The 20,724-nt window shown below is 48.2% G+C and carries 12 protein-coding genes; 4 read left to right on the top strand and 8 right to left on the bottom strand.

The features are described 5' to 3' along the window. Window positions 1-65: 65 nt before the first annotated feature. Entirely contained in the window at window positions 66-5,297 is a 5,232-nt protein-coding gene (locus OLMES_RS22420; RefSeq protein ID WP_198343084.1) for an AAA family ATPase, read from the top strand. A gap of 9 nt (window positions 5,298-5,306) precedes the next feature. Here OLMES_RS22420 and OLMES_RS22415 read toward each other — a convergent pair whose 3' ends face one another. Then, window positions 5,307-5,546, bottom strand: a complete 240-nt coding sequence (locus OLMES_RS22415; RefSeq protein WP_087463299.1) for a hypothetical protein — start codon at window positions 5,544-5,546, stop codon at window positions 5,307-5,309. Between the two features lie 187 nt (window positions 5,547-5,733). Here OLMES_RS22415 and OLMES_RS22410 point away from each other — a divergent pair, with 187 nt between their 5' ends. Together OLMES_RS22410 and OLMES_RS22405 are read left to right on the top strand one after the other, a co-directional pair. Continuing rightward, on the top strand, window positions 5,734-11,106 hold the full coding sequence (locus OLMES_RS22410) for a protein kinase domain-containing protein (RefSeq protein WP_198343083.1): 5,373 nt from the start codon (window positions 5,734-5,736) through the stop codon (window positions 11,104-11,106). A gap of 212 nt (window positions 11,107-11,318) precedes the next feature. Continuing rightward, window positions 11,319-11,855, top strand: a complete 537-nt coding sequence (locus OLMES_RS22405) for a hypothetical protein (RefSeq protein WP_157678460.1) — start codon at window positions 11,319-11,321, stop codon at window positions 11,853-11,855. Between the two features lie 113 nt (window positions 11,856-11,968). Here OLMES_RS22405 and OLMES_RS22400 read toward each other — a convergent pair whose 3' ends face one another. The 7 genes from OLMES_RS22400 to rpe form a co-directional block, all read right to left on the bottom strand. After that, window positions 11,969-13,039, bottom strand: a complete 1,071-nt coding sequence (locus tag OLMES_RS22400) for a flagellar basal body FlgE domain-containing protein (RefSeq protein ID WP_087463296.1) — start codon at window positions 13,037-13,039, stop codon at window positions 11,969-11,971. A gap of 213 nt (window positions 13,040-13,252) precedes the next feature. Beyond that, complete coding sequence (gene trpC, locus OLMES_RS22395) at window positions 13,253-14,065, bottom strand: indole-3-glycerol phosphate synthase TrpC (RefSeq protein WP_087463295.1); 813 nt, start codon at window positions 14,063-14,065, stop codon at window positions 13,253-13,255. A gap of 5 nt (window positions 14,066-14,070) precedes the next feature. Beyond that, a complete protein-coding gene (gene trpD / locus OLMES_RS22390; RefSeq protein ID WP_087463294.1) occupies window positions 14,071-15,105 on the bottom strand; it encodes an anthranilate phosphoribosyltransferase in 1,035 nt (344 codons plus the stop codon). Window positions 15,106-15,218: 113 nt separating this feature from the next. Beyond that, window positions 15,219-15,797, bottom strand: coding sequence for an aminodeoxychorismate/anthranilate synthase component II (locus OLMES_RS22385; protein ID WP_087463293.1), 579 nt, complete (start codon window positions 15,795-15,797; stop codon window positions 15,219-15,221). Between the two features lie 13 nt (window positions 15,798-15,810). Beyond that, on the bottom strand, window positions 15,811-17,292 hold the full coding sequence (gene trpE, locus OLMES_RS22380) for an anthranilate synthase component I (RefSeq protein WP_087463292.1): 1,482 nt from the start codon (window positions 17,290-17,292) through the stop codon (window positions 15,811-15,813). A gap of 198 nt (window positions 17,293-17,490) precedes the next feature. Continuing rightward, entirely contained in the window at window positions 17,491-18,192 is a 702-nt protein-coding gene (locus tag OLMES_RS22375) for a phosphoglycolate phosphatase (RefSeq protein WP_232465180.1), read from the bottom strand. A 41-nt stretch (window positions 18,193-18,233) separates the two neighbouring features. After that, complete coding sequence (rpe, locus tag OLMES_RS22370; protein ID WP_087463291.1) at window positions 18,234-18,917, bottom strand: ribulose-phosphate 3-epimerase; 684 nt, start codon at window positions 18,915-18,917, stop codon at window positions 18,234-18,236. Between the two features lie 328 nt (window positions 18,918-19,245). Here rpe and OLMES_RS22360 point away from each other — a divergent pair, with 328 nt between their 5' ends. After that, window positions 19,246-20,721 carry a DUF3530 family protein gene (locus OLMES_RS22360; RefSeq protein ID WP_087463289.1) on the top strand — a complete coding sequence of 492 codons (1,476 nt, stop codon included), beginning with the start codon at window positions 19,246-19,248 and terminating at the stop codon, window positions 20,719-20,721. Window positions 20,722-20,724 lie beyond the last annotated feature (3 nt).

The following is a 20,724-nucleotide window of genomic DNA, read 5'->3' as shown; positions in this document are numbered from 1 at the left end:
CTATTCGCTCCAGCCAAACATACTATACTCTCCTAAATACGGAATGTTTCCAGGAGATCGTTAACTTGCAAGTACCCACGCCGGACTTCACAAACAGTGAACTGATTTACTCCAGCGTAAACACTTCAGTCAGTCGGGCGTGGCAGGGGGATCGGGCGTTTATTTTAAAGGCGATTAATTCCCCTTATCCCCGGCCTGATCAGGTTCGGCGGCTTCATTTTGCGTTTGATATCCAAAAGAAATTTGATCACAAGTTAATTGTGCCGGTGCACGGGGTGATCAAACAGGGTAATTCTCCCGTAATACTCATGCCGGATGACGGCATGGTTTCTCTGCAAACCTTTCTGGATTCGCTGCCCCACCATTGCTTGACTTTAAAACTCTTTTTCTCAGTGGCCTTGCAGTTAAGTGAAGCACTGGGGGTGATACACCAGCGCAACATTATTCATAAAGATCTTCATGCCGGTAATGTGTTGATTCACCCGCTTTATCATGAGATCAAGGTGACGGACTTTGGCCTTTCCACGCAATTGCCAAGAGAGCAGCCACCGCTTAAGCCACCGGAGCAGATTGAAGGGTTGTTGCCGTATATATCGCCAGAACAAACCGGGCGCATGAACCGTGCGGTGGATTACCGGACGGATTACTATTCGCTGGGTGTGGTGTTTTATCTGGTTCTGACCGGGCGACTGCCGTTTGAGGCGGATGATGCGATCGGGATGGTACATGCTCATATTGCCCGGCGTGCCAAGCCGGTATCTGAAGTGAATCCGACGGTGCCGTTGATGGTCTCGCGTATTGTTGACAAGTTGATGGCGAAAAATGCGGAGGATCGCTATCAAAGCACCGAGGGGCTCATTCACGATTTAACGCGGTGCCAGCAGGAATGGCAAAGTGCCCTGGAAGATTGTGAATTTGAATTGGGAGAGCATGATGTTTCCGACCGCTTTTCAATTCCGCAAAAGCTGTACGGTCGTGAACAAGAGATTGAGGCTCTTTGGGCCGCGTTCGATCAGGCGTGCCAAGGACATCCCGTTCTGTTCAGTTTGGCCGGATCGCCAGGGGTGGGTAAGTCAGCGCTGGTTCGTGAGGTGCATAAACCCATTGCAGAAAACAGTGCACTGTTTATCAGCGGCAAATTTGATCAACTCCAGCAGAACACCCCTTATTCTGCATTGTCGAGTGCATTGCTTGAATGGGTGCAGCAAACGCTGACATTAAAAGAAGACGCTTTTACCCGTTTGAAACACCGACTGCTGAATACCCTCGGTGTGAATGCCAGATTGTTAATCGACTTTCTCCCGGATATGGCGTTGATTCTGGGGGGCTTACCGGCCGTGCCGGTGCTCGGTTCAGAGGAAGCCCGCAACCGGTTCCATCAAACGGTAGTGAGCTTGTTGCAGGTGGTTTCCGAGTCCAAGCCTGTCGTTATTTTTATGGATGATTTGCAATGGGCCGATTTTGGAACGCTGCAGTTATTGCATCGTCTGGTGCTCAGTGCTCAAGGCAATATTCTCATCCTGATCGCCTATCGCGATAAAGAAGTGGGTTTGTCCCATCCCCTTACCGAGGTGCTGGATTCGCTAACCCGTGATGTCCCCAATGCGGTTTACACGCTCCACTTGCAATCTCTTCGTTATGACAGCCTGAATGCGTTGCTGAGCGAAACCTTGCATACCGAAAACGGCGTTTCAGAATTGGCAACGTTAGTGCAGCAGAAAACGGCAGGAAACCCGTTTTTTGTTATTGAATTCCTGAAATCCTTGTTGAGTGAAGACCTGTTGCAGTTTGATCGTGGTGCTCGAGGCTGGAGCTGGATCCTGGAAGAGATCGAGGCGAGGGGAATCACGGATAATGTTGTGGAGCTCATGCTCGATAAAATGGCAAGCTTGCCAATCGAGACGCAAACGGTGTTGCAAAATGCGGCCTGTATCGGTAGCCGCTTCGATGTTCAGATGTTGGCGACGATATCCGGCATGGAGCTGCACCAGTTGATGCTTACGCTCTGGCCTGCGTTGCAGATTGGGTTGTTGGTTCAAGAAGGGGGAGACTGGTTGCCCGGTTTAGTCAGTGTTCCGGCTGGGGGAGAAACTGGCGAGTCCTATTGTTCATCCGCCCTGCCTCGATGTCGTTTTCTTCATGATCGCATGCTGCAAGCGGCCTATTCATCAACTGACCGGCAGGTGCGACTCGCGACGCATTTGCTTATCGGACGCATTAGTCTGGAAAAAAATCCTGAACCAATCGGTACCGCGTTATTTGCGCTGGTTGAGCAGTTCAATGCAGGCCGGGTTTTAATTTCAGAGCAAGCTGAAAAATTACAGGTGGCACAGCTTAATTATCGCGCGGCTATTGTGGCCAGGAATTCGGGTGTCTGGCGGACTGCGTTGCAATATGCCCAGGTGGCGCTGTCACTTTTACCCGTAGGGGCCTGGAAATCCCATTATAGTGATTTCAAATCGATAAGTATGTTATTTGTTGAGTGTGCTTATCTTAACGGTAACGGGACTGTTGGTCTGGCATTTAGCCGCTACGTATTAGAAAAGTTAACTGACGATTACGATAAAGCCAGACTTTGTGCGCTGGATTTATTGCATGGCGGCAAAGATTTAAACATTGATGTTGCAATCGAGAATGGTCTGGAAGGGATGCGCTATTGCGATCTTAAAGTACCAGAGCAAGAGGTAGATCTCCTGCGCACCATCACTCATCATGAACACCAACTTGATCAGCAGTTAGCCAATCAGGATGAGGTATCGCAACTTCGCTTTGATGCCATAATCGATGCTGATCAAGAGCTTAGACTCGCTTTGGTCTCAGCCATGGGTGGTTGCTGCTATATTGGGGGGCGTCCCATCTTGGCTAGGTTTGTGATGGAGTATTCCATGGGCTTGTTACTGGAATACGGTGGCGGTAAACAGGCTCCGACGATCCTGGCCCGGTATGCATTGGCCCGTATTTGCGGCAATAAGTCGTTAGCAATTACCTCGACAATAGCGGCCAAGGCGCTGCAGCTCCTCGATGTCAGTCCGGGCCATCCGGAAATGGCAAATGCAAGCATTACGATTGGTTCCATGGTCTGGTTCTACTCGCACCCTTTTTCAGAGTCGATCGCGATACTGGATAAAGGTTTTCGTGAAGGCTTGGCGAATGGCTCGGTAGTTCTGGCTTTGGGGTGTCACTCAAACTCGGTTATCTATGCTTACAGTCGAGGAGAGCCTCTGGAGCGAGTACGTAAACGACTGGATATCTTGAGGGATCTTAAGCGGCAGTACGGGTTGCCAATGTGTGCAGGTATTCACTATGACCGTATGCTCGATTTGTTGCTTGGTCTGAACACCGTGAATTTATTTGATGCCGATACATTCTCAGATCATGAATGGGAGTTAATTCAAAATACTTCGGTTCGGGCGTTTGTTGCACATCTGGAAATTCAGTGGTTATTCTGGAGTGGGCAGTATACTGAGGCGTATCAAAAAATCCCCCAGGCAGAAGCTTTTCTGGAGCTGATACCGGGATTTATTCCGAATGTTGATCACCTGTTCTACAAAGGCCTTCTGATCTGCGCGTTGTGGCGAACGGGCGAACTGGGTGATCGCGCCGAAGTGGATCAGCAGCTGGAGTGGATACTTGAACAGTTCAGTGATTGGGTAGAAGGCTGTCCTGAAAATTTTCAACATAAGCTTCGTTTGTTAGCGGCAGAAAAAGCCCGAACATTCCACCCGGATCTGTCCATGTTAGCCCGGTATCGAGAAGCGATTTCCCTGGCGGAAGCAAATGGTTTTTTGCAGGATGCCGCCTTGGCCTGTGAGTTATACGGGGAGTGTGCTGAAGCCCATGAGCTGCCCGACACGGCTTGGAGTACATTACGGCAGGCCTACTATCTATATGGACAGTGGGGGGCGGTAGTTCGTCAAACCGCTCTGGCACAACGATATCCTGAATTATTCGCCGAGCAGGATGTCGTGCAGAATACGCCATCAAGTGCATGGGCAGAGAGCCGGTCGGCCAGTGCTCGCAATCTGGATGTGGATACCATTGTTAAATCCTCACAAACGATTTCCAGCGAAATTGAGTCAGAGCGGTTGCTCACGCAGATTATGGCGATCATTCTTGAAAGCGCCGGAGCCCAGTCTGGCACTTTGTTATTGATGCGGCAGGAGCGTTTGGTCAGTGTGTTGCAAACCCAATGTGATCTCACCGAGGGGGGATTGAAAACCGAATTCCACCTGCCACCGATTCCGTTGGAAGACTCGACGGCCTTGCCATTGGATATGGTGCGCCTTGTACTGCGCAGCGAAAGCTTCAGCTTGTCACAGGATATCGCCAACGACGCGCAATGGGTTGCTGATCCTTACTTCCAGCACGCACAACCCAAATCAGCATTGTGTATTCCAATACATTATCAGGACAAAATATCGGGCGTACTCTATCTGGAAAATACTCTGGCGACTAACGCATTTACTTCCGGGCGCTTGCATGTATTGGAGATGTTGCTCACCCAAGTGGCCATATCCCTTGAAAACGCCAAGTTATTCGAGGAAGTCAAAACACTCAATCAGAACCTTGAAGATAAAGTTAAAGAGCGAACCGCAGAATTAGTAGCGGTTAACAAAGAGCTGGAAGCGTTCAGTTATTCTGTATCCCATGATTTACGTGCGCCGTTGAGAAGCATCAAGGGATTCGCGCAGGCGTTGGCAGAAGACTACAGTTCGATTCTGGATTCATTCGGTCTGGATATGCTGAACCGAATTGGCACGAATGCGGAAAGAATGAATGATTTAATTCATGGATTGCTGGAGCTCTCCCGGCTTACCCGCAGTCAACTGGTGCGCACGGAAGTTAACCTTTCCGAACTGGCTGAAATGATATGCCAGGGACTTCGCCAGCAGTTTCCCGGGCAAGCGGTGGAACTGACCATTGCCAATGGTTTGACCGTACGCGGAGATCGTCGGATGCTGACATCGGTGCTGGAAAACCTGTTAAACAATGCATGGAAGTATTCTTCGAAGAAAACGAGTTCCAGCATTGAATTTGGTTCTCTGCAGGAATCGGGTCAAACCATTTACTTCGTCAAAGATAATGGCGCCGGATTCAATATGAAGTACAAGCAAAAACTGTTTGACAGTTTTCAGCGTCTTCATACCCCCTCCGAATTTGAAGGCACCGGAATCGGTTTAGCCACGGTACAGCGGATTATCCAGCGCCATGAGGGGCAAATCTGGGCCGAGTCTGAAGAAGGCAAAGGGGCAACGTTTTACTTTACGCTGAATGGGGACGCGGGCAGTAAGGGATAACGCTAATTACTACCTTCTGCTGATCAGTAGCCAGGGATCGAAGCCAAATTGCGTGATTGTCGAGAATGAAACCGTTTTGGCATCGGGGTGACTGGGATTGAATAAATAATTAAATGGGACTGCGGCTTCATTGTTACCTTGCATCATGGCCAGAACGGCACCCTTGATATAAGCAAAACGCACAACACGGTTAGACTCATCCTGGTATAAACGTCCTTCTTTTTTCTGCGATTCAACGAGTGTGCTCATATGATTGTCTTATCAGTGAGATCGCGATAGCTCAGTCTTAACTATCAAGCATTGCAGCCCTGCGAAAGCGCGAACTAATCATAAGTTGTTCTGTTGAGCAATCGTTTAACTTTAAACCGCGTAAATTATCTCAACTATAATTATTCTGATTTCTTCTGTGTTTTTCCGATGATCGATGGAGGTCAAATTGTTTTTAGAAGTACCGGGATACGAAATCTCCGATACCTTGTTTAACAATGCTCAAACTGTTGTCCATCGTGCAACACGAAACTCTGACGGAAAAACAGTTATTTTAAAGCAGTTAATTGCAGATTTTCCCGATGCAGGGCGACTCTCTCGCTTCTCATTCGGTTATGAGGTTTTAAGTCAGTTTGATCACCCAAATATAATTAAAGCATTAGACTGGATTCGTGTCGGGCAACGTGAACAATTTGGTGATCAAAGTAGAGGAAATACATACCCGACGATGGTTCTTGAGGACATTCAGGGCGTTGATTTATTTACTCATATCAAATCTTTTGATGAAGGTGTATTGCCTGTTGAGGTGTTTTTAAACATCGCAATTCAATTGGCAGAAGCTTTGAGTGTGATCCATTATCATCAGGTAATCCATAAAGATTTGCACCCAGGTAATATCATTGTCTCCCCGGAAACAGGCCACACACAAATTGCTGATTTTGGCCTTGCTTCGCTGTTGTCCCGTGAGCAGCCGATGTTGGAAATTCCAGAACATATCGAGGGTGTTCTGGAGTATATTTCTCCAGAGCAAACCGGTCGGATGAATCGAGCGGTTGATTACCGTAGCGATTTCTACACCCTGGGGGCTACTTTTTATTACCTTTTAGCCGGGCATGTACCATTTTCTGCTGAAGATGCGTTGGGGATCGTTCATGCACACATCGCTAAGCCTCAATGCCCTCTTTGTACGATTCGTCCAGAAATTCCTGACGTATTATCACAAATTGTAGATAAATTACTCAAAAAAACAGCAGAAGAGCGTTACCAAAGTGCATTAGGGCTAAAGAAAGATTTAGAAAAAGTGAGATATGCGTTTGCGGCGAATAAACCTATTCCTGATTTTCCCCTCGGAATGGAGGACATTTCTGACAGATTTCAAATACCGCAAAAATTGTATGGAAGAGACCAGCAAGTAAGCCAGCTTATGAAGAGTTTTTTTCAAGCTGCAGGTGGGAAGCCTAGAATGCTTTCGATTTGTGGTTATTCCGGGATTGGAAAGTCTGCTCTTGTCCATGAAATTCACAAACCTATCGCCGCATACAATGGGCTTTTTTGTTCGGGGAAATTTGATCAATTTCAAAAGAATGTACCATACTCTGCGCTGCAATCTGCTTTAAAGGGCTGGATTCAGCATACGTTGTCATATTCTAAGCAGCGTTTACACTCCGAGCGCCATCGATTAAATAGTGCTTTAGGTGCGAATGCTCGGGTTCTAATTGATTTCATGCAGGAGTTTGCTTTCGTTTTAGGGGAGCTACCTGCAGTGACAGCGTTGGGTGCTGACGAAACTCAAAACCGTTTTCATCTGGTTTTTCAGCATTTCATGCAACTGATTACGCATGATCGTCCAATCGTCTTGTTTATTGATGATATTCAGTGGGCTGACCGGGGAACTCTGAACCTTTTACCATTGCTGTTGGGAGATATAAGTCGTCTATTAATTATTGTTGCGTACCGTGATAATGAAGTTGATTCTCATCACCCCTCGATGGAGACTTTAAAAAAAATAAGGAAAAGCCCTGATTTAGCAAAGCAACTTAGCGAAATCACGTTGGGCCCCCTCAATCTTGATCAACTCTCAGACTTGCTGCAAGATGCGCTTCATCGTCCCTCTAGTGAAATATTGTGTTTAGCTAAACTGGTATACGCAAAAACGGCAGGCAACCCATTTTTTATCGGAGAATTTCTCAAAGCACTCTATACGAATAAATTGCTGGACTTTAATCTCAATCAACAGAGATGGTGCTGGGATATAGATCAGATTGAATTGGAGGGAATTACTGATAATGTTGTTGAGCTGATGTTAAGCAAAATGCGTCAATTGCCGGAGTGCTCACAGTCATTAATTCAATTAGCTGCATGTGTTGGTAGTACGTTTCACTTAGACATGCTGGCCAGAATAGCTGAGTTAGACCTCATGGTTGTTGCTAGAAGACTCTGGCCTGCTTTGAGAGATGGTTTATTACTCCAGGATGGCGGTGATTGGCATTTAGGTATGATCCAGCAGGATGCGGATTTGGTCCCAATAAAAAGTGAAGAAGACCATGTATTGTCTCAGTCTTCGCCAATATCACCACAATGTAGATTTCTACATGATCGGATGCTTCAGGCAGCCTATCAATCTATGTCCGCTGAAAACCGGCGGAGAACCCATCTAAGGGTCGGGCGTATATTGCTTAAGCACTCCCAGGGGGTGATGACGAATGAAGAGTGTTTTTCAATCGTAGAACAGTTTAATAAAGCATTGGATCTTTTAGAAACGTCTCAAGAGCGAATAAGTATTTCCAGGATGAATTTGCGCGCTGCCAAGCAAGCTTGGGCGGCCAGTGTCTGGGAAGCTGCCGCAGAATACAGCCAAATAGGGATCGACCTGTTACCCGAAAATGCCTGGGAGCTGGAGGCTGATTTAACAAAAGAACTTTATCGAATCAAAGCTGAGAGTGAATACCTGACAGGGCATCCTGAGATGTCAGGTCAGTTTTACCATGAATTGATTCATCACGTGGAAAGTGATTTGGACAGGGCAGAATTCTGTGCCACTCGATTAGTGCAGTGTGTAGGACACGGAGTTTGGACTGAAGGTATGGCCCATGCTAAACAGGGTTTAGATTATTTAGGGATGAAAGCCCCCGAGCCCGCTGAATTAGACGCCGCACTTCAGTATGAAAATGCTGTGCTGATGGAAAACTCTCTGGATGGTTTGATTAAAAACGTATCCGCTCTACCGGATATGACAGATATAAAATTATTGATTGCCGTCCGGGTCCTCGTCAATTTAAGTTCATGTGCAATTGTTTTAAAACAGCTGAAATTCGCGCAATTTTGTCTAATTAAAAGTTGTAATCTTATGCTGCAGTTTGGAAAGTGTGACCTATCTGCCATAATCTTAGCTCATTATTCGTTTCATTTGGTGCGACAAGGGAAGTTGTTACTGGCGATTGAACAAGAAGATGAGGCACAAAAGCTAGTTCGTAGTTACTCCCAATGTCGAGAAATATCAAACTGTTACAATATCTTTGGCATGGCTATAGGCCCGTTGAAGTTGAGCTTTGAGAATTGTATAGCGTTAACCGATAAGGGAAAAGTATCAGGGCTTGAAAATGGAGACTTGGCACGGGCTGCGATAAATTATGGTAACTCTCTGATTATGCGATTTACTCGTGGAGAGTTGCTAAGGCGAGTTCAAGAGGAAGCCATATCCGTTGAGGCATTTGTGCTCAAGCAGGGCGCTTTTCACCCCGCTGGAAGTATTTTAAGAAAGCTCAGTGAGGCCCTAACTGGAGTTGGAAATGGCAGTTATCGAAACTTGGATGATGCATCTTTTAGTGCTGAGGTTCTAAATAAGATAAAGTGCAGTTTTCACTTCTCTTATCTATTACATTATCGTGGTGTCTTATCATTTTGGTTTGGCGAATTTGATCGCTCCCTCGAACTGATGAGGCAAGTAACCAAAATTGAATCTTTGCTTCCGAATATCCTCTTCTTAGCAGAACACTACTTCTACTATGGTTTTCTGTTAGCACAAAATTGCTCAAATCCGGGGCAGGATGATAGGAGTGATTTAGATCGTTGTGTGGTTGGTTTGGAGGTATATCAGCGCGTATATGAACCTAATTTTAAACACAAGTATCTGCTTTTACGCGCAGAAACGCGAAGAGCACGAGGGGAATCGCTGAAATCAGTGTGTGAGGATTATCGAGATGCTATAGGGCTAGCGCAATGTAATGGGTTTATTCAGATCCAGGCTTTGGCCAATGAGCGTTTTGCAAGTTATTGGTTAGAACAAGGGTTTGAATCAATCGCTACCCCTTTCGTGAAAGAAGCGCTTTACCTTTATCGAAGTTGGGGCTGCTCAGTTAAAGTCCAAGCCTTAAAAGCTGAATATGACAATATGCTTCCGATAAGCGAAGTGAATACTGGGAAAAAGTCTACCTATTCTGAAGCAAAAGATTCACAAGAAACGCAAGCGTTAGATATGGCATCCGTGATGAAATCGGCGCAATTAATCTCCAGCGAATTATATATGACTAAACTTTCTGCGAAAGTTTTAGGTGTGATTGTTGAGTGTGCTGGAGCTTCGTCCGGAGCTTTGGTTATCGCGCAGGAAAGTTCATATAACGTAGTTGCACTATCGAATGAGGATAGTATTTTAGTTCCTGAGATACCAATCTCGCTAGATAGTTGCGATGACCTTCCAATAAATGTCGTTCGCTATGTGTTAAATAGCCATGAAATGGTTAATGTTGGAGATTTGGTTTCAGAACAAACATTCTACGATGATCAATATCTTATAAGCCGGCAACCAAAGTCTTTACTGTGTGTCCCAGTGAATTATCGTGATAAATTAATAGGAGCATTGTATTTAGAGAATTTGTTTAGTGCTGAAGCATTTACTGATGATCGTTTAGATGTAATTCATTTACTCTTGGCTCAGGCTGCGATTTCTTACGAGAATGCCCAGTTATTTGATGAGGTTACTCAGCTGAATGAAAATTTAGAGCGTAAAGTTGAAAAGCGTACGTCAGAGTTGGCCACAGCAAATATTAGCCTTAATGCTGCGGTGCAAGATTTGCAGGCTGCCAACAAGGACTTAAATGCATTCACACATACGGTATCTCATGATCTTAGAGCTCCACTAAGAGGTATAAAAGGATTCACCGATGTCATTCTCGAAGATTTTGAAAGTACATTAGACGGCGAAGTAAAGGTATATTTGAATCGAGTAATCCGCAACACTGATAAGATGACTGACTTAATTGAGGGGTTATTGGAACTTTCGAAGTTACAAAAACAGGAAGTTAGGGTATCGAAAGTCGATTTGAGTGCTTTGGTGGAAAGTCTGTTCACCGAAATGCGAGAGCGCTTTCCTGATCAAATGGTTACTACAAACTGTATCCCGGGCTGCATTGTTGATGCCGATCAGAGGATGATGTATTCAGTGATGGAAAACCTGATCAGCAACGCATGGAAATACTCAAGTAAAACCGAAGCTGCAAAGGTTGAATTTGGTTATCTGACGATGGTTGAAGGTGCAAGCTTTCCTGAGGGGGTTGGTGATAAGCCAGAGACGTTTTCAGCCGGACAAAAAGTTTTTTACATCCGAGATAACGGATCCGGTTTCGATATGACTCGAGCGGGTAAATTATTTAGTACCTTTCAACGATTACATCCAGATAGTCAGTTCCCTGGAACGGGCGTGGGCTTGTCTACTGTTAAGCGTATATTGGAAAAGCATGGTGGATATATCTGGGCCAATTCCGCGGTAAATGAGGGGACTACGTTCTATTTCGTATGCAATGCAGACCAACATTGTGAAGCCTGAGCCGCTGTCCGGTTTGCCCCCCTTTAGCGATGCATAAGTTGCTGGCAATTACCCTGATCTGAGGGGGGGAGCCAATAGTTACTGGATTCAAATAATAGACTGAAATTCCCAAAATCGTCATGCTGCAAGTGAATGTCCTTTAAAGAGATAAATCATATGATTGTGTCCTTTAAATGCGCTAGTTTAATTTAGGGGACATCTTGAGAATGAGTATGGCGCAAGAAATCGAACAGCAAAATAAAGAAATTATCACGCTTCTGGATAAGTATCCCGAGGGGATCTCTCGTGGGAAAATAGCGGAATGTTTGAGCTTTACATTAAATGATAAGACCCTACAAAGGCGATTGCTCGCGCTGGTCGATGAAGGCCGAGTAGGCCGAAAAGGTGAACGAAAAGCGACTCGCTATTACCCGATCGAAGTCCCTAAAGAGACATTTAAAGGACATGTAAAGGACAAAAACGGTAAACAGTATGGTGTGGTTAAAAGCTCTCTGGGAGAAATTGATCCCTTCCGTATTCAGTATCGCCAGCAGCGTAAGGCCATCATGGGCCAGATCGTAAGGCAGGGTTTACATGGCCCAGCCGTAGAAAAGATAATCGAAAACTACTGCCAGCAACAAGAAATCATCGATCTTGATAAATTTACTGCCATGACTCTCGCTGATCTTAGTACTTTACATGCCGGTGCAATTGTCGGTCTTGGCATAACAGAAGCCCAGTTTGAATTGTGGCTTTCGGGCAAGGGATGAAGAAGGTAATAATAAGGTAACAGGGCAACGTTCTGCTTCACGCTGAATGAATCGAATGGCCGTGAAGCAAAACGTGAGTGGCTACCGTATTGGTTCGCCAGACAAAATTAACGCTATTTGAAATTTAGTTTCAAGCTCGAATAATCAATTTCAAAATTAGAACTGTCGGGCGGTTCGGGTATTGGCAGTGTTGCGCCATCAATTTTATTGACCGGTAGATCCGCACCGGTAGGTTCGCCGGATTCCAGTAGCGGGTGCCAGTTGGACACGAGACCGGGGTCGGATTGAGCTATGTCGACCTGACCATGCTGGTCGAATTGCAGGTTGTAACGGGCGACGGTCGCGGCATCGGATGTTGTGCTGTTTCCCGGGGCTGGATCACCGATATCCTTGCCGTTTACTTTTGCAATCATCTGCCATTGTGGTGGCGTACTGTTGCTGGCTTTTATGAAATACAACTCCAGTAAATGTTTAATACCCAGGCTATCGTAAATTGAGTGGGTTATGCGGGCGTGGTAGGTTGTGCTGTCAGTTTGATTGAACGCTTTTTCCAGTTCGCCTACCGAATGATCCAGTTCAATGTGTGGTGTGACTTTGACCGTTCTTGTTGTCGCGCTAGCTCGCTGGGTGAGATCTTCCACAGTAATGGTGAAATTTGAGCTTGTTGGTGGTAACACGATAGGTAGATTTGAGCCCCCGTCAGCCGCATAAATGGGGCCTAATGCGCCATTTGGCTCGCCATTCTCGTCAATCGGTAACCAGTTCGTAATGACTGGTGTGTCAGAGAGTGTTCTCGAAAAATCACCGTCGTTATTGAAAGCCAGAATGAATGCTTCTTCAGTCGGAGCATCATTTACCGGGTCTCCTACTTTTTGGCCATCAATTCTCACATACATCCACCACGTGTTGGCTGGGCTTCCAGGATGATCTGCTTTGGCAAAGTACAGCTGCAGGTCGTGGGGGAGGAATAAGCTGTCATACACGGTTTGGGTGGTGGATTGATTAAAGCTGTCGGCTTTTTCAGGATCGAATCGTTCTGCGGGTGGGGTGACTGCCGGATCCAGATTCATGGTGACGCGGGTATCCGTGGTCTGTTTGAGTGTTTCAGAGCCGATTGGATCAGAATCGTCGTTACAGCCGGTGATAAATGGTGTTAGTAAAAGGGCGAGGGGTATCCACTTCATATTATTCTTCCTTGTGGCATGAGGTGTGTGGACGAATTTTTTATCGTACGGCACCAGTATAGTGCAGATAGATGAAAAGCGTGCAGATAAATGAAAAGTAGTGTCGATAAATGAAAAGCGTGCAGAACGAGGAAAGATCGAGTGGATGGAGGGACGTTCAGTTCAGGAAAGCCAGTCAATGTCTTACCTGAACTGATACGGGGGCGTTGTCCGCTAAAAAAACAGCTCTTGTAATTTCTCGCCGGGATTATCCGCACGCATGAATGACTCACCGACCAGGAAGGTCTGTACCGCCATGGAGCGCATGATTTCCACGTCTTCCCGGGTATGAATACCGCTTTCGGTGACCACGATGCGATTGTCATCGATGCGCGGTAAAAGACTGAACGTGGTGTTCAGGGAAACGTCAAAGGTGTGCAAATCCCGGTTATTCACACCCAGTAAAGGGGTTTTCAAGGTCAGTGCCATGTCCAGCTCGTCGCCGTTGTGCACTTCGACTAACACATCCATTCCCAGTTCATGGGCGATGCCTTCCAGTTCCTGCATCTGGTCTTTCGTCAGGCAAGCGGCAATCAGCAAAATACAATCGGCATTGACCAGTTTGCTTTCGTAAATCTGGTAGGGGGCTACCATAAAATCCTTACGCAGGGCAGGCAGGGCACAGGCGTTTTTAGCGGCGATCAAATAGTCTTCGTGACCTTGAAAAAAATCACGATCCGTAAGCACCGACAAACAAGCCGCACCGGCTCGCTCGTAGCTTTCCGCGATCTCCGCAGGTTCGAAGTTTTCCCGAATCACACCTTTGCTGGGCGATGCTTTCTTGATTTCGGAAATAACCGCTGGCAGCCCTTGATCGAGCTTGGCCTGAATCGCGCTGATAAAGCCTCGACACTCACCGGTATCCAGTGCACGTGCTTTGCACTCCTGCAATGCCAAAGTGCGTTTGCGCTCTTCGATTTCTTCCCACTTCCGGGCCACGATTTTTCGCAATACGGTCGGGGTCTCGGGAGGGTGTATATTCGCCATGAGTGTTATTCCTTAAGACAAGTGGTGAAGCTGGCAAGCTCTTCAATCTTGGCCAATGCGAGTCCGCTACCGATTGCGTCGGCGGCCATTTCGATACCGGATTTCAGATCGTCGGCCAGTTCAGCTGCGTAGATTGCCGCACCGGCATTGAGTGTGATGATATTCCGGGCTTTGCGAGCGGTATCGGAATCATCATTGTTCAGCGCTGCACGGATGATTTCGAGACTCTTCTGCGCACTGTCGACCACCAGGCCGCTTAAATCTTCCGAGGCAATGCCGAGCTCGTCGGGTGTAATATCATATTCTGTGACAGCGCCATTTTTCAGTTCCGCTACGTGGGTGGGGCCTGCCAGCGTAAATTCATCCAGTCCATCACTGGCGTGAACTACCAGAACATGGTTGCTACCCAATCGGCTCAGTGCTTCCGCCAGTGGGCGACAAAGACCTTGATTGAACACACCAATCACCTGGTTTTTGACTCCGGCTGGATTGGTTATCGGCCCGAGCATGTTAAAAATCGTGCGCAAGCCCATTTCCCGGCGTGGGCCAATCGCGTGCTTCATGGCGCCATGATGTGCGGGCGCAAACAAGAATCCGACCCCGATTTCTGCAATACAGCGTCCCACCTGTTCCGGGCTCAGTCCCAAATGCACGCCTGCAGCCTCCAATACATCGGCACTGCCTGTCGAGCTTGATACGCTCCGGTTGCCGTGTTTGGCCACTTTGCCACCGGCAGCCGCCACCACGAAAGCACTGGCGGTGGAAATATTAAACAGGTTTGCGCCATCCCCGCCGGTACCACAGGTATCCACCAGATTCGGGTGGTCGATTTGAACCGGTGCGGCCAGGTCTCGCATCACCTGTGCTGCACCGGTGATTTCATCAATGGTTTCGCCCTTCATGCGCAAGGCAACCAAAAAGCCGCCGATCTGTGAATCGGTGGCTTGCCCGGTCATAATTAACTGCATGACCTGTTGCATTTCGGTCGTATCGAGGTTGTGGCCTTCAACAACCCGGTTCAATGCGGTTTTCATGTCCATTGCGTTCTCCAGTTATCCTGTTGTTCTCTGTTGCTGTGGCTATTTAGTCGTCAATAGTACGTGCATGGATCAATGGTACGTACCCGGGTCAATGCTACGTACCTGGGTCAATGCTACCGATCCAGAAAATTCTTCAGCAAGTCATGACCATGTTGAGTCAATATTGACTCGGGGTGAAATTGCACACCTTCGATTGGCAGTGTCTTATGCCTGACCCCCATGATTTCTTCCATGCTGCCATCCTGGTTTTCGGTCCAGGCCGTTACTTCCAGGCAATCCGGGACATGATTTTTACAGATCACCAAAGAATGGTATCGAGTTGCGGTAAAGGGGTTGCTTAGCCCTTTGAATACCCCGGCATCGTTGTGTTGGATGGGGGATGTTTTGCCATGCATGACCTGGCTGGCGCGCACGATTTTGGCGCCAAAGGCCTGGCCAATACTCTGGTGACCCAGGCAGATACCCAGGATAGGCACTTTGCCTTTGAACGTATTGATGACGTCGAGGGATATCCCCGCTTCATTGGGCGTACAGGGGCCAGGGGAAATCACAATCTTTTCCGGCTTGAGTGCTTCAATCTCGGCGATACCGATTTCGTCATTGCGGTAAACCCGCACATCTGCTCCCAGTTCACCCAGGTACTGAACCACGTTGTAGGTGAAGGAGTCGTAATTATCAATCATTAACAGCATAGTTATCTCCTTCCTAGTGATCCAGACCTTTGCAAGCCATTTCCACCGCTCGGAACACGGCGCGTGCTTTGTTCATGGTTTCTTTCCACTCCAATGCCGGAACCGAATCTGCGACGACCCCTGCACCGGCCTGGATGTGCAGGGTTTGATCTTTGATAACGGCGGTACGAATGGCTATGGCGGTATCCATATTACCGTTCCAGGAGAGGTAACCGACTGCACCACCATAGATACCGCGTTTGACCGGCTCAAGTTCGTCAATAATTTCCATCGCCCGAATTTTCGGTGCGCCGCTCAGGGTACCCGCGGGGAATGTTGCGCGAAGCACATCCATTGCGGAGGTATCCGGTTTAAGCTCGCCTTGGACATTGGAGACAATATGCATGACGTGGGAATAGCGTTCGATGACCATTTGATCTGTGACTTTGACCGAACCGGTTTTGGAAACGCGGCCAGCATCGTTACGGCCCAGGTCAATCAACATCAGGTGTTCTGCAATTTCTTTCGGATCGTCGAGCAGTTCGGCTTCCAGCGCGAGATCTTCTTCCTCGGTTTTCCCCCGTCGTCGGGTGCCAGCGATGGGGCGGACCGTGACCTTGTTGTGTTCAACATGGGCCAGTATTTCCGGCGAGGAGCCGACGATGTGGAAGTCATCAAGGTTCAGGAAATACATATAAGGTGACGGGTTCAGGCTTCGCAGAGCCCGATAAAGATTCAATGGTGGTGCCGTGTAAGGAATCGACATGCGCTGCGAGATGACGGTTTGCATGACATCCCCGGCCAGTACGTATTCCTTGATTTTATCTACGGCAGCTTCAAATTGAGGCTGTTTGAAACCGGAAATGAAGTCCCGCTCGTAGACATCTTTGGGTTGGTAAGCTTCCGCTACGGGTATACGCTGGTGATCCCGCAGATGACCCACAAGTTCATCCAGACGTTCCTGGGCTTTCTGGTATGCGCCGGGTAATTCCGGGTCGACATGGCAAACAAAAATCAGTTTATTGCTCAGGTTGTCAACCACCACGACCTCATTGGATACCATTAACAGAATATCCGGTGTACCCAACTCATCTTTAGGTGTACTGGCTGCCAGCTTGGGTTCAATGTAGCGAATGGTGTCATAGCTGAAATAGCCGACCAGTCCACCATTAAAGCGGGGTAAATCCGGTAAATCCGGGGCCATGAAGCGCCCCTGGAATTCATCAATGAATGCAAGAGGATCTTCTATTTCATGGGACTCGGTGATTTCCCCCCGGGTTTCGATGGTCACGGTGTGGCCCCGAACTTTCAGGACGGTCTCGGACGGCAGACCGATGATGGAGTAACGCCCCCATTTTTCGCCACCTTGAACGGATTCCAGTAAATAGCTGTAGGGGCCATCGGCCAGCTTTAAATAGCAGCTCAGGGGTGTGTCTAAATCTGCGAGTACTTCTCGAGTTACGGGAACCCGATTATAGCCGAGGCTGGCAAGACGTTTAAATTCCTCAGGCGACATAAGATATTCCTTGCACTGGTCAGGGTAGAAAACAAGCGTTAATTAAGCAGTTCGTTACGTGGCCGTAACGAGGACGGAGTAGATCGTTGATTAGCGCCAGGGGCGCCAACGTTGGGTCATTGCTTTGATTAGCTTGCTTTCAATATCTTTCATCGAAATGAATGGCCTTGTTGGGGCATAACTTAACGGCCCTTAAGCTTACAGCAGGCTCGCCAGCGAATCAATAACCAAATCCGGATTGCTCAAGCGAATGTCCTGACCATGATTATAGCCGTAACTCACACAAACGACTGGAATATTTGCTGCACGGGCGGCTTTTACGTCACTGATCGAGTCACCGATCATTACCGGGTTCTGTGCATTTGCGGCATTGATGATTTCTTGCAGCGGTTGCGGGTGCGGTTTTTTTTCAGGAAACGAATCGCCGCCCGCAACATGGGCGAAATAGTGATCGATGCCCAGTGCATTGAGTAACGGGGTGGTAAAAGCCATGGGTTTGTTGGTGACAACTGCAAGGGGGATATTGCCTTTGAGCTGGGTGAGTAAAGGCAAAACGCCCTCATAGAGTCTGGCGTACTGGCCATTGGTACGCCCGTAGTGCTCCAGAAAGCTGAGATAGACTTCATCAAACAGTGCGCGAGCGAGCTCGTCTTCCGTGCATTGTTTGGCCCAGGCGAGTCCCCGGCTGACGAGCTTTGCTGCACCGTTACCAACCCAGTCACGCACTCGCTCCACACCTGCGCTTGGCAGTCCATGCTGGTTCAGGGTGGCATCCATGGCATTGGATAAATCTGGCACACTGTCAACCAGGGTACCATCCAGATCGAACATGATCAGATCGTAGGATTGCAGCTCGATTGTACTGTTATGAGTGCCAGTGTTCTGCTCTGCTTGGGTCAAGGGTTTCTCTCCGCGTCCGATGCCATACTTACAATAATGAGTTAAACAAGCGTGCTGTTTACCAGTGCGAGTTGCGCTTTCATCTTTTCAATGGTCACCTGATAATCCTCGGTGTTGAAAATGGCGGAGCCTGCGACAAAGGTGTCTGCTCCGGCTTCAGCAATGCTGCGAATGTTATCGATATTGACGCCACCGTCGATCTCCAGGCGAATCTGTCGACCACTCGCATCGATCTTCTGTCTTGCTTCTCGTAATTTATCGAGTGTGCCAGGAATGAATTTTTGCCCGCCGAAGCCCGGGTTTACGGACATCAGCAGTACCATGTCCAGTTTATCCATTACGTAGTCCATAGCATGGAGCGGGGTTCCCGGATTAAAGACCAGACCGGCCTGACAGCCGCCGTCCTTGATCAATTGCAGTGAGCGATCAAGGTGTTGTGATGCTTCCGGATGGAATGTGATATAGGTCGCCCCGGCGTCGATAAACATTTTGATCAGTTCATCAACAGGTTGAACCATCAAATGGACATCGATGGGGGCACTGATTCCGTAATCACGCAACGCTTTACAAACCATGGGGCCAATTGTGAGATTCGGGACGTAGTGATTATCCATTACATCAAAGTGGACAATATCGGCACCTGCGGCCAACACCTGATCGACCTCTTCACCCAGACGGGCAAAGTCGGCGGACAGAATGGATGGCGCGATCTGAAATTTTTGCATGGTTCACCCTATGATTAAATGCGGTTCGTGTTTTGTCGGACGGGGACGAGTGGGCCTATTGTACGAATAATTCGTATCAGATAGAACATTTGCGCCGACATTTACCTTGTTTCCAGTGCCAAGCGGGCCAGCGTGAGCCATTGTTGGGTGTGAACCGGGGTGAAAACGGACGTTTGAGTTCAATTCCCTTTTTGTTTGCGCAAAAAGGCTATAGTTATAAAGGTTGTGGTTATCAAGGCCGTAGTTATCAAGGTTACGGAAATACGGGCAATGCAATTGATCGATCCGCAACGAGTAACCGGTGCCTGAAATTTGAGAGTATTATGTTTTGAATTTATTTGTCCCTGTCAAACACAAACAACCTGCTTCCAAAGTACTTGGTCGGTTGACGTTATTTGGTTTATGCCTGGTCGTTTTGTACCTCCTTCCCGCTTCACATGTTTTGGCGGTTGAAACGCCACCGGAGGATGCTCAGGGGGGCGTGGTCAGTGATGGTGCAGAGAGCAGCAGTGCAGAGAACAGCTCCGAGGATAACAGTACCGAAGGAAATGGCGACGGGGGAGAGAATAAAGAGACTGAAGAGGCTGGGGGGGCTGAAGATGCTGGGGATGCTGAAGTGGACCCTATGCAGGATTTGAAGCGTGAGGCAGCGGCACGGCAGAAGGCCGCCAGTTTGCCACGAGTCCATCTCAATCCCCAGGCGATGTCGGAGTCATTTCTGGCGGAACAACAAAAAGCCCATAAACAGGTTTGGTTGCAGACTGGTGCAGAAGATGGCCGCTTTTTGGCCTTGCTTGAAAAGGAGCGTTCCGGGCAACCCCAAGGGGCTGTGATATTAGTGCCAGGATTGAGTGAGCACTCGGCCTGGCCGCAGCTTATTGATCCGCTCCGGGAAGAATTGCCTGATCAGGGGTGGTATACCATCGCGATTTCCATGCCTTCTCAGGATCATCTGCGTCCACCAGAGCGTGAACTACCCGTTAAAAAGTATGATCGCTATCCGGGCCCTAAACCGGATGAAAGTGAAGCGGATGAAAACGGCAATGCAGAGGCTGAAGTGCCTGAGGGGAATGACAAAGCGGCCAGTGAGGGGGGCGAGTCCGCTCAGGAAGAGGGGGCTGGGCAAACGAATCCGGAACCGGTCGAGGAGCAAACCGCTAATCCGAAAAGTGATGAGAATGGCGCCGGCCAAAGTGAAAATGTGAGTATTGATTTAACCGGCGGTGGCGCTGAAACTGATGCTAAGGTTGAAAGTGATGAGAAGACTGAAAGTGCCGAGCTTGAGCCCCCTCCAGAGACCGAAATGACCGCTGCAGATAAAGCATTGTTTTTCTCCCATGAGGAGGTTCTGGCAGTTGCCATTTCCCGTATTGGCGCTGCGATTGAGTATGCCCGCTCCCAAGGGTATCAGAATCTTGTGTTACTCGGTGTGGGGGATGGTGTGGAAGCGATTCTCACCTATGTTAAATCTGTTGCAGCGGGCAGTGGTAGCCGGAATGCGGGGGCAATGATCTGGCTCGAGGCTGATTTACCGGATGATGGCGGCGCACTGATGCTTGAGGCGTTGGGTGAAAATTGGCGCGCACCACTGCTGGATCTGCTGGATAAACAGAATGCAAGTACCCTGGAGGCGGGCAGATACCGAAAAGGTGTTGCTCTGCGTAGCGGGTTTTCGGGTTATCAACAAGTGAGCATTACGCTGACGAACGCCATGCGGGTAAGGGACAAAGGAATGTTGGTGAATCGTATTGCTGGCTGGCTGAAGCGAAATGCGCCGGGGATTCGGGCCCGAACCCGGCGTTAATGG

The organism is Oleiphilus messinensis (assembly GCF_002162375.1).
Taxonomy (GTDB): Bacteria; Pseudomonadota; Gammaproteobacteria; order Pseudomonadales; family Oleiphilaceae; genus Oleiphilus; species Oleiphilus messinensis.
This window is presented reverse-complemented; position numbering and strand designations above follow the sequence as displayed.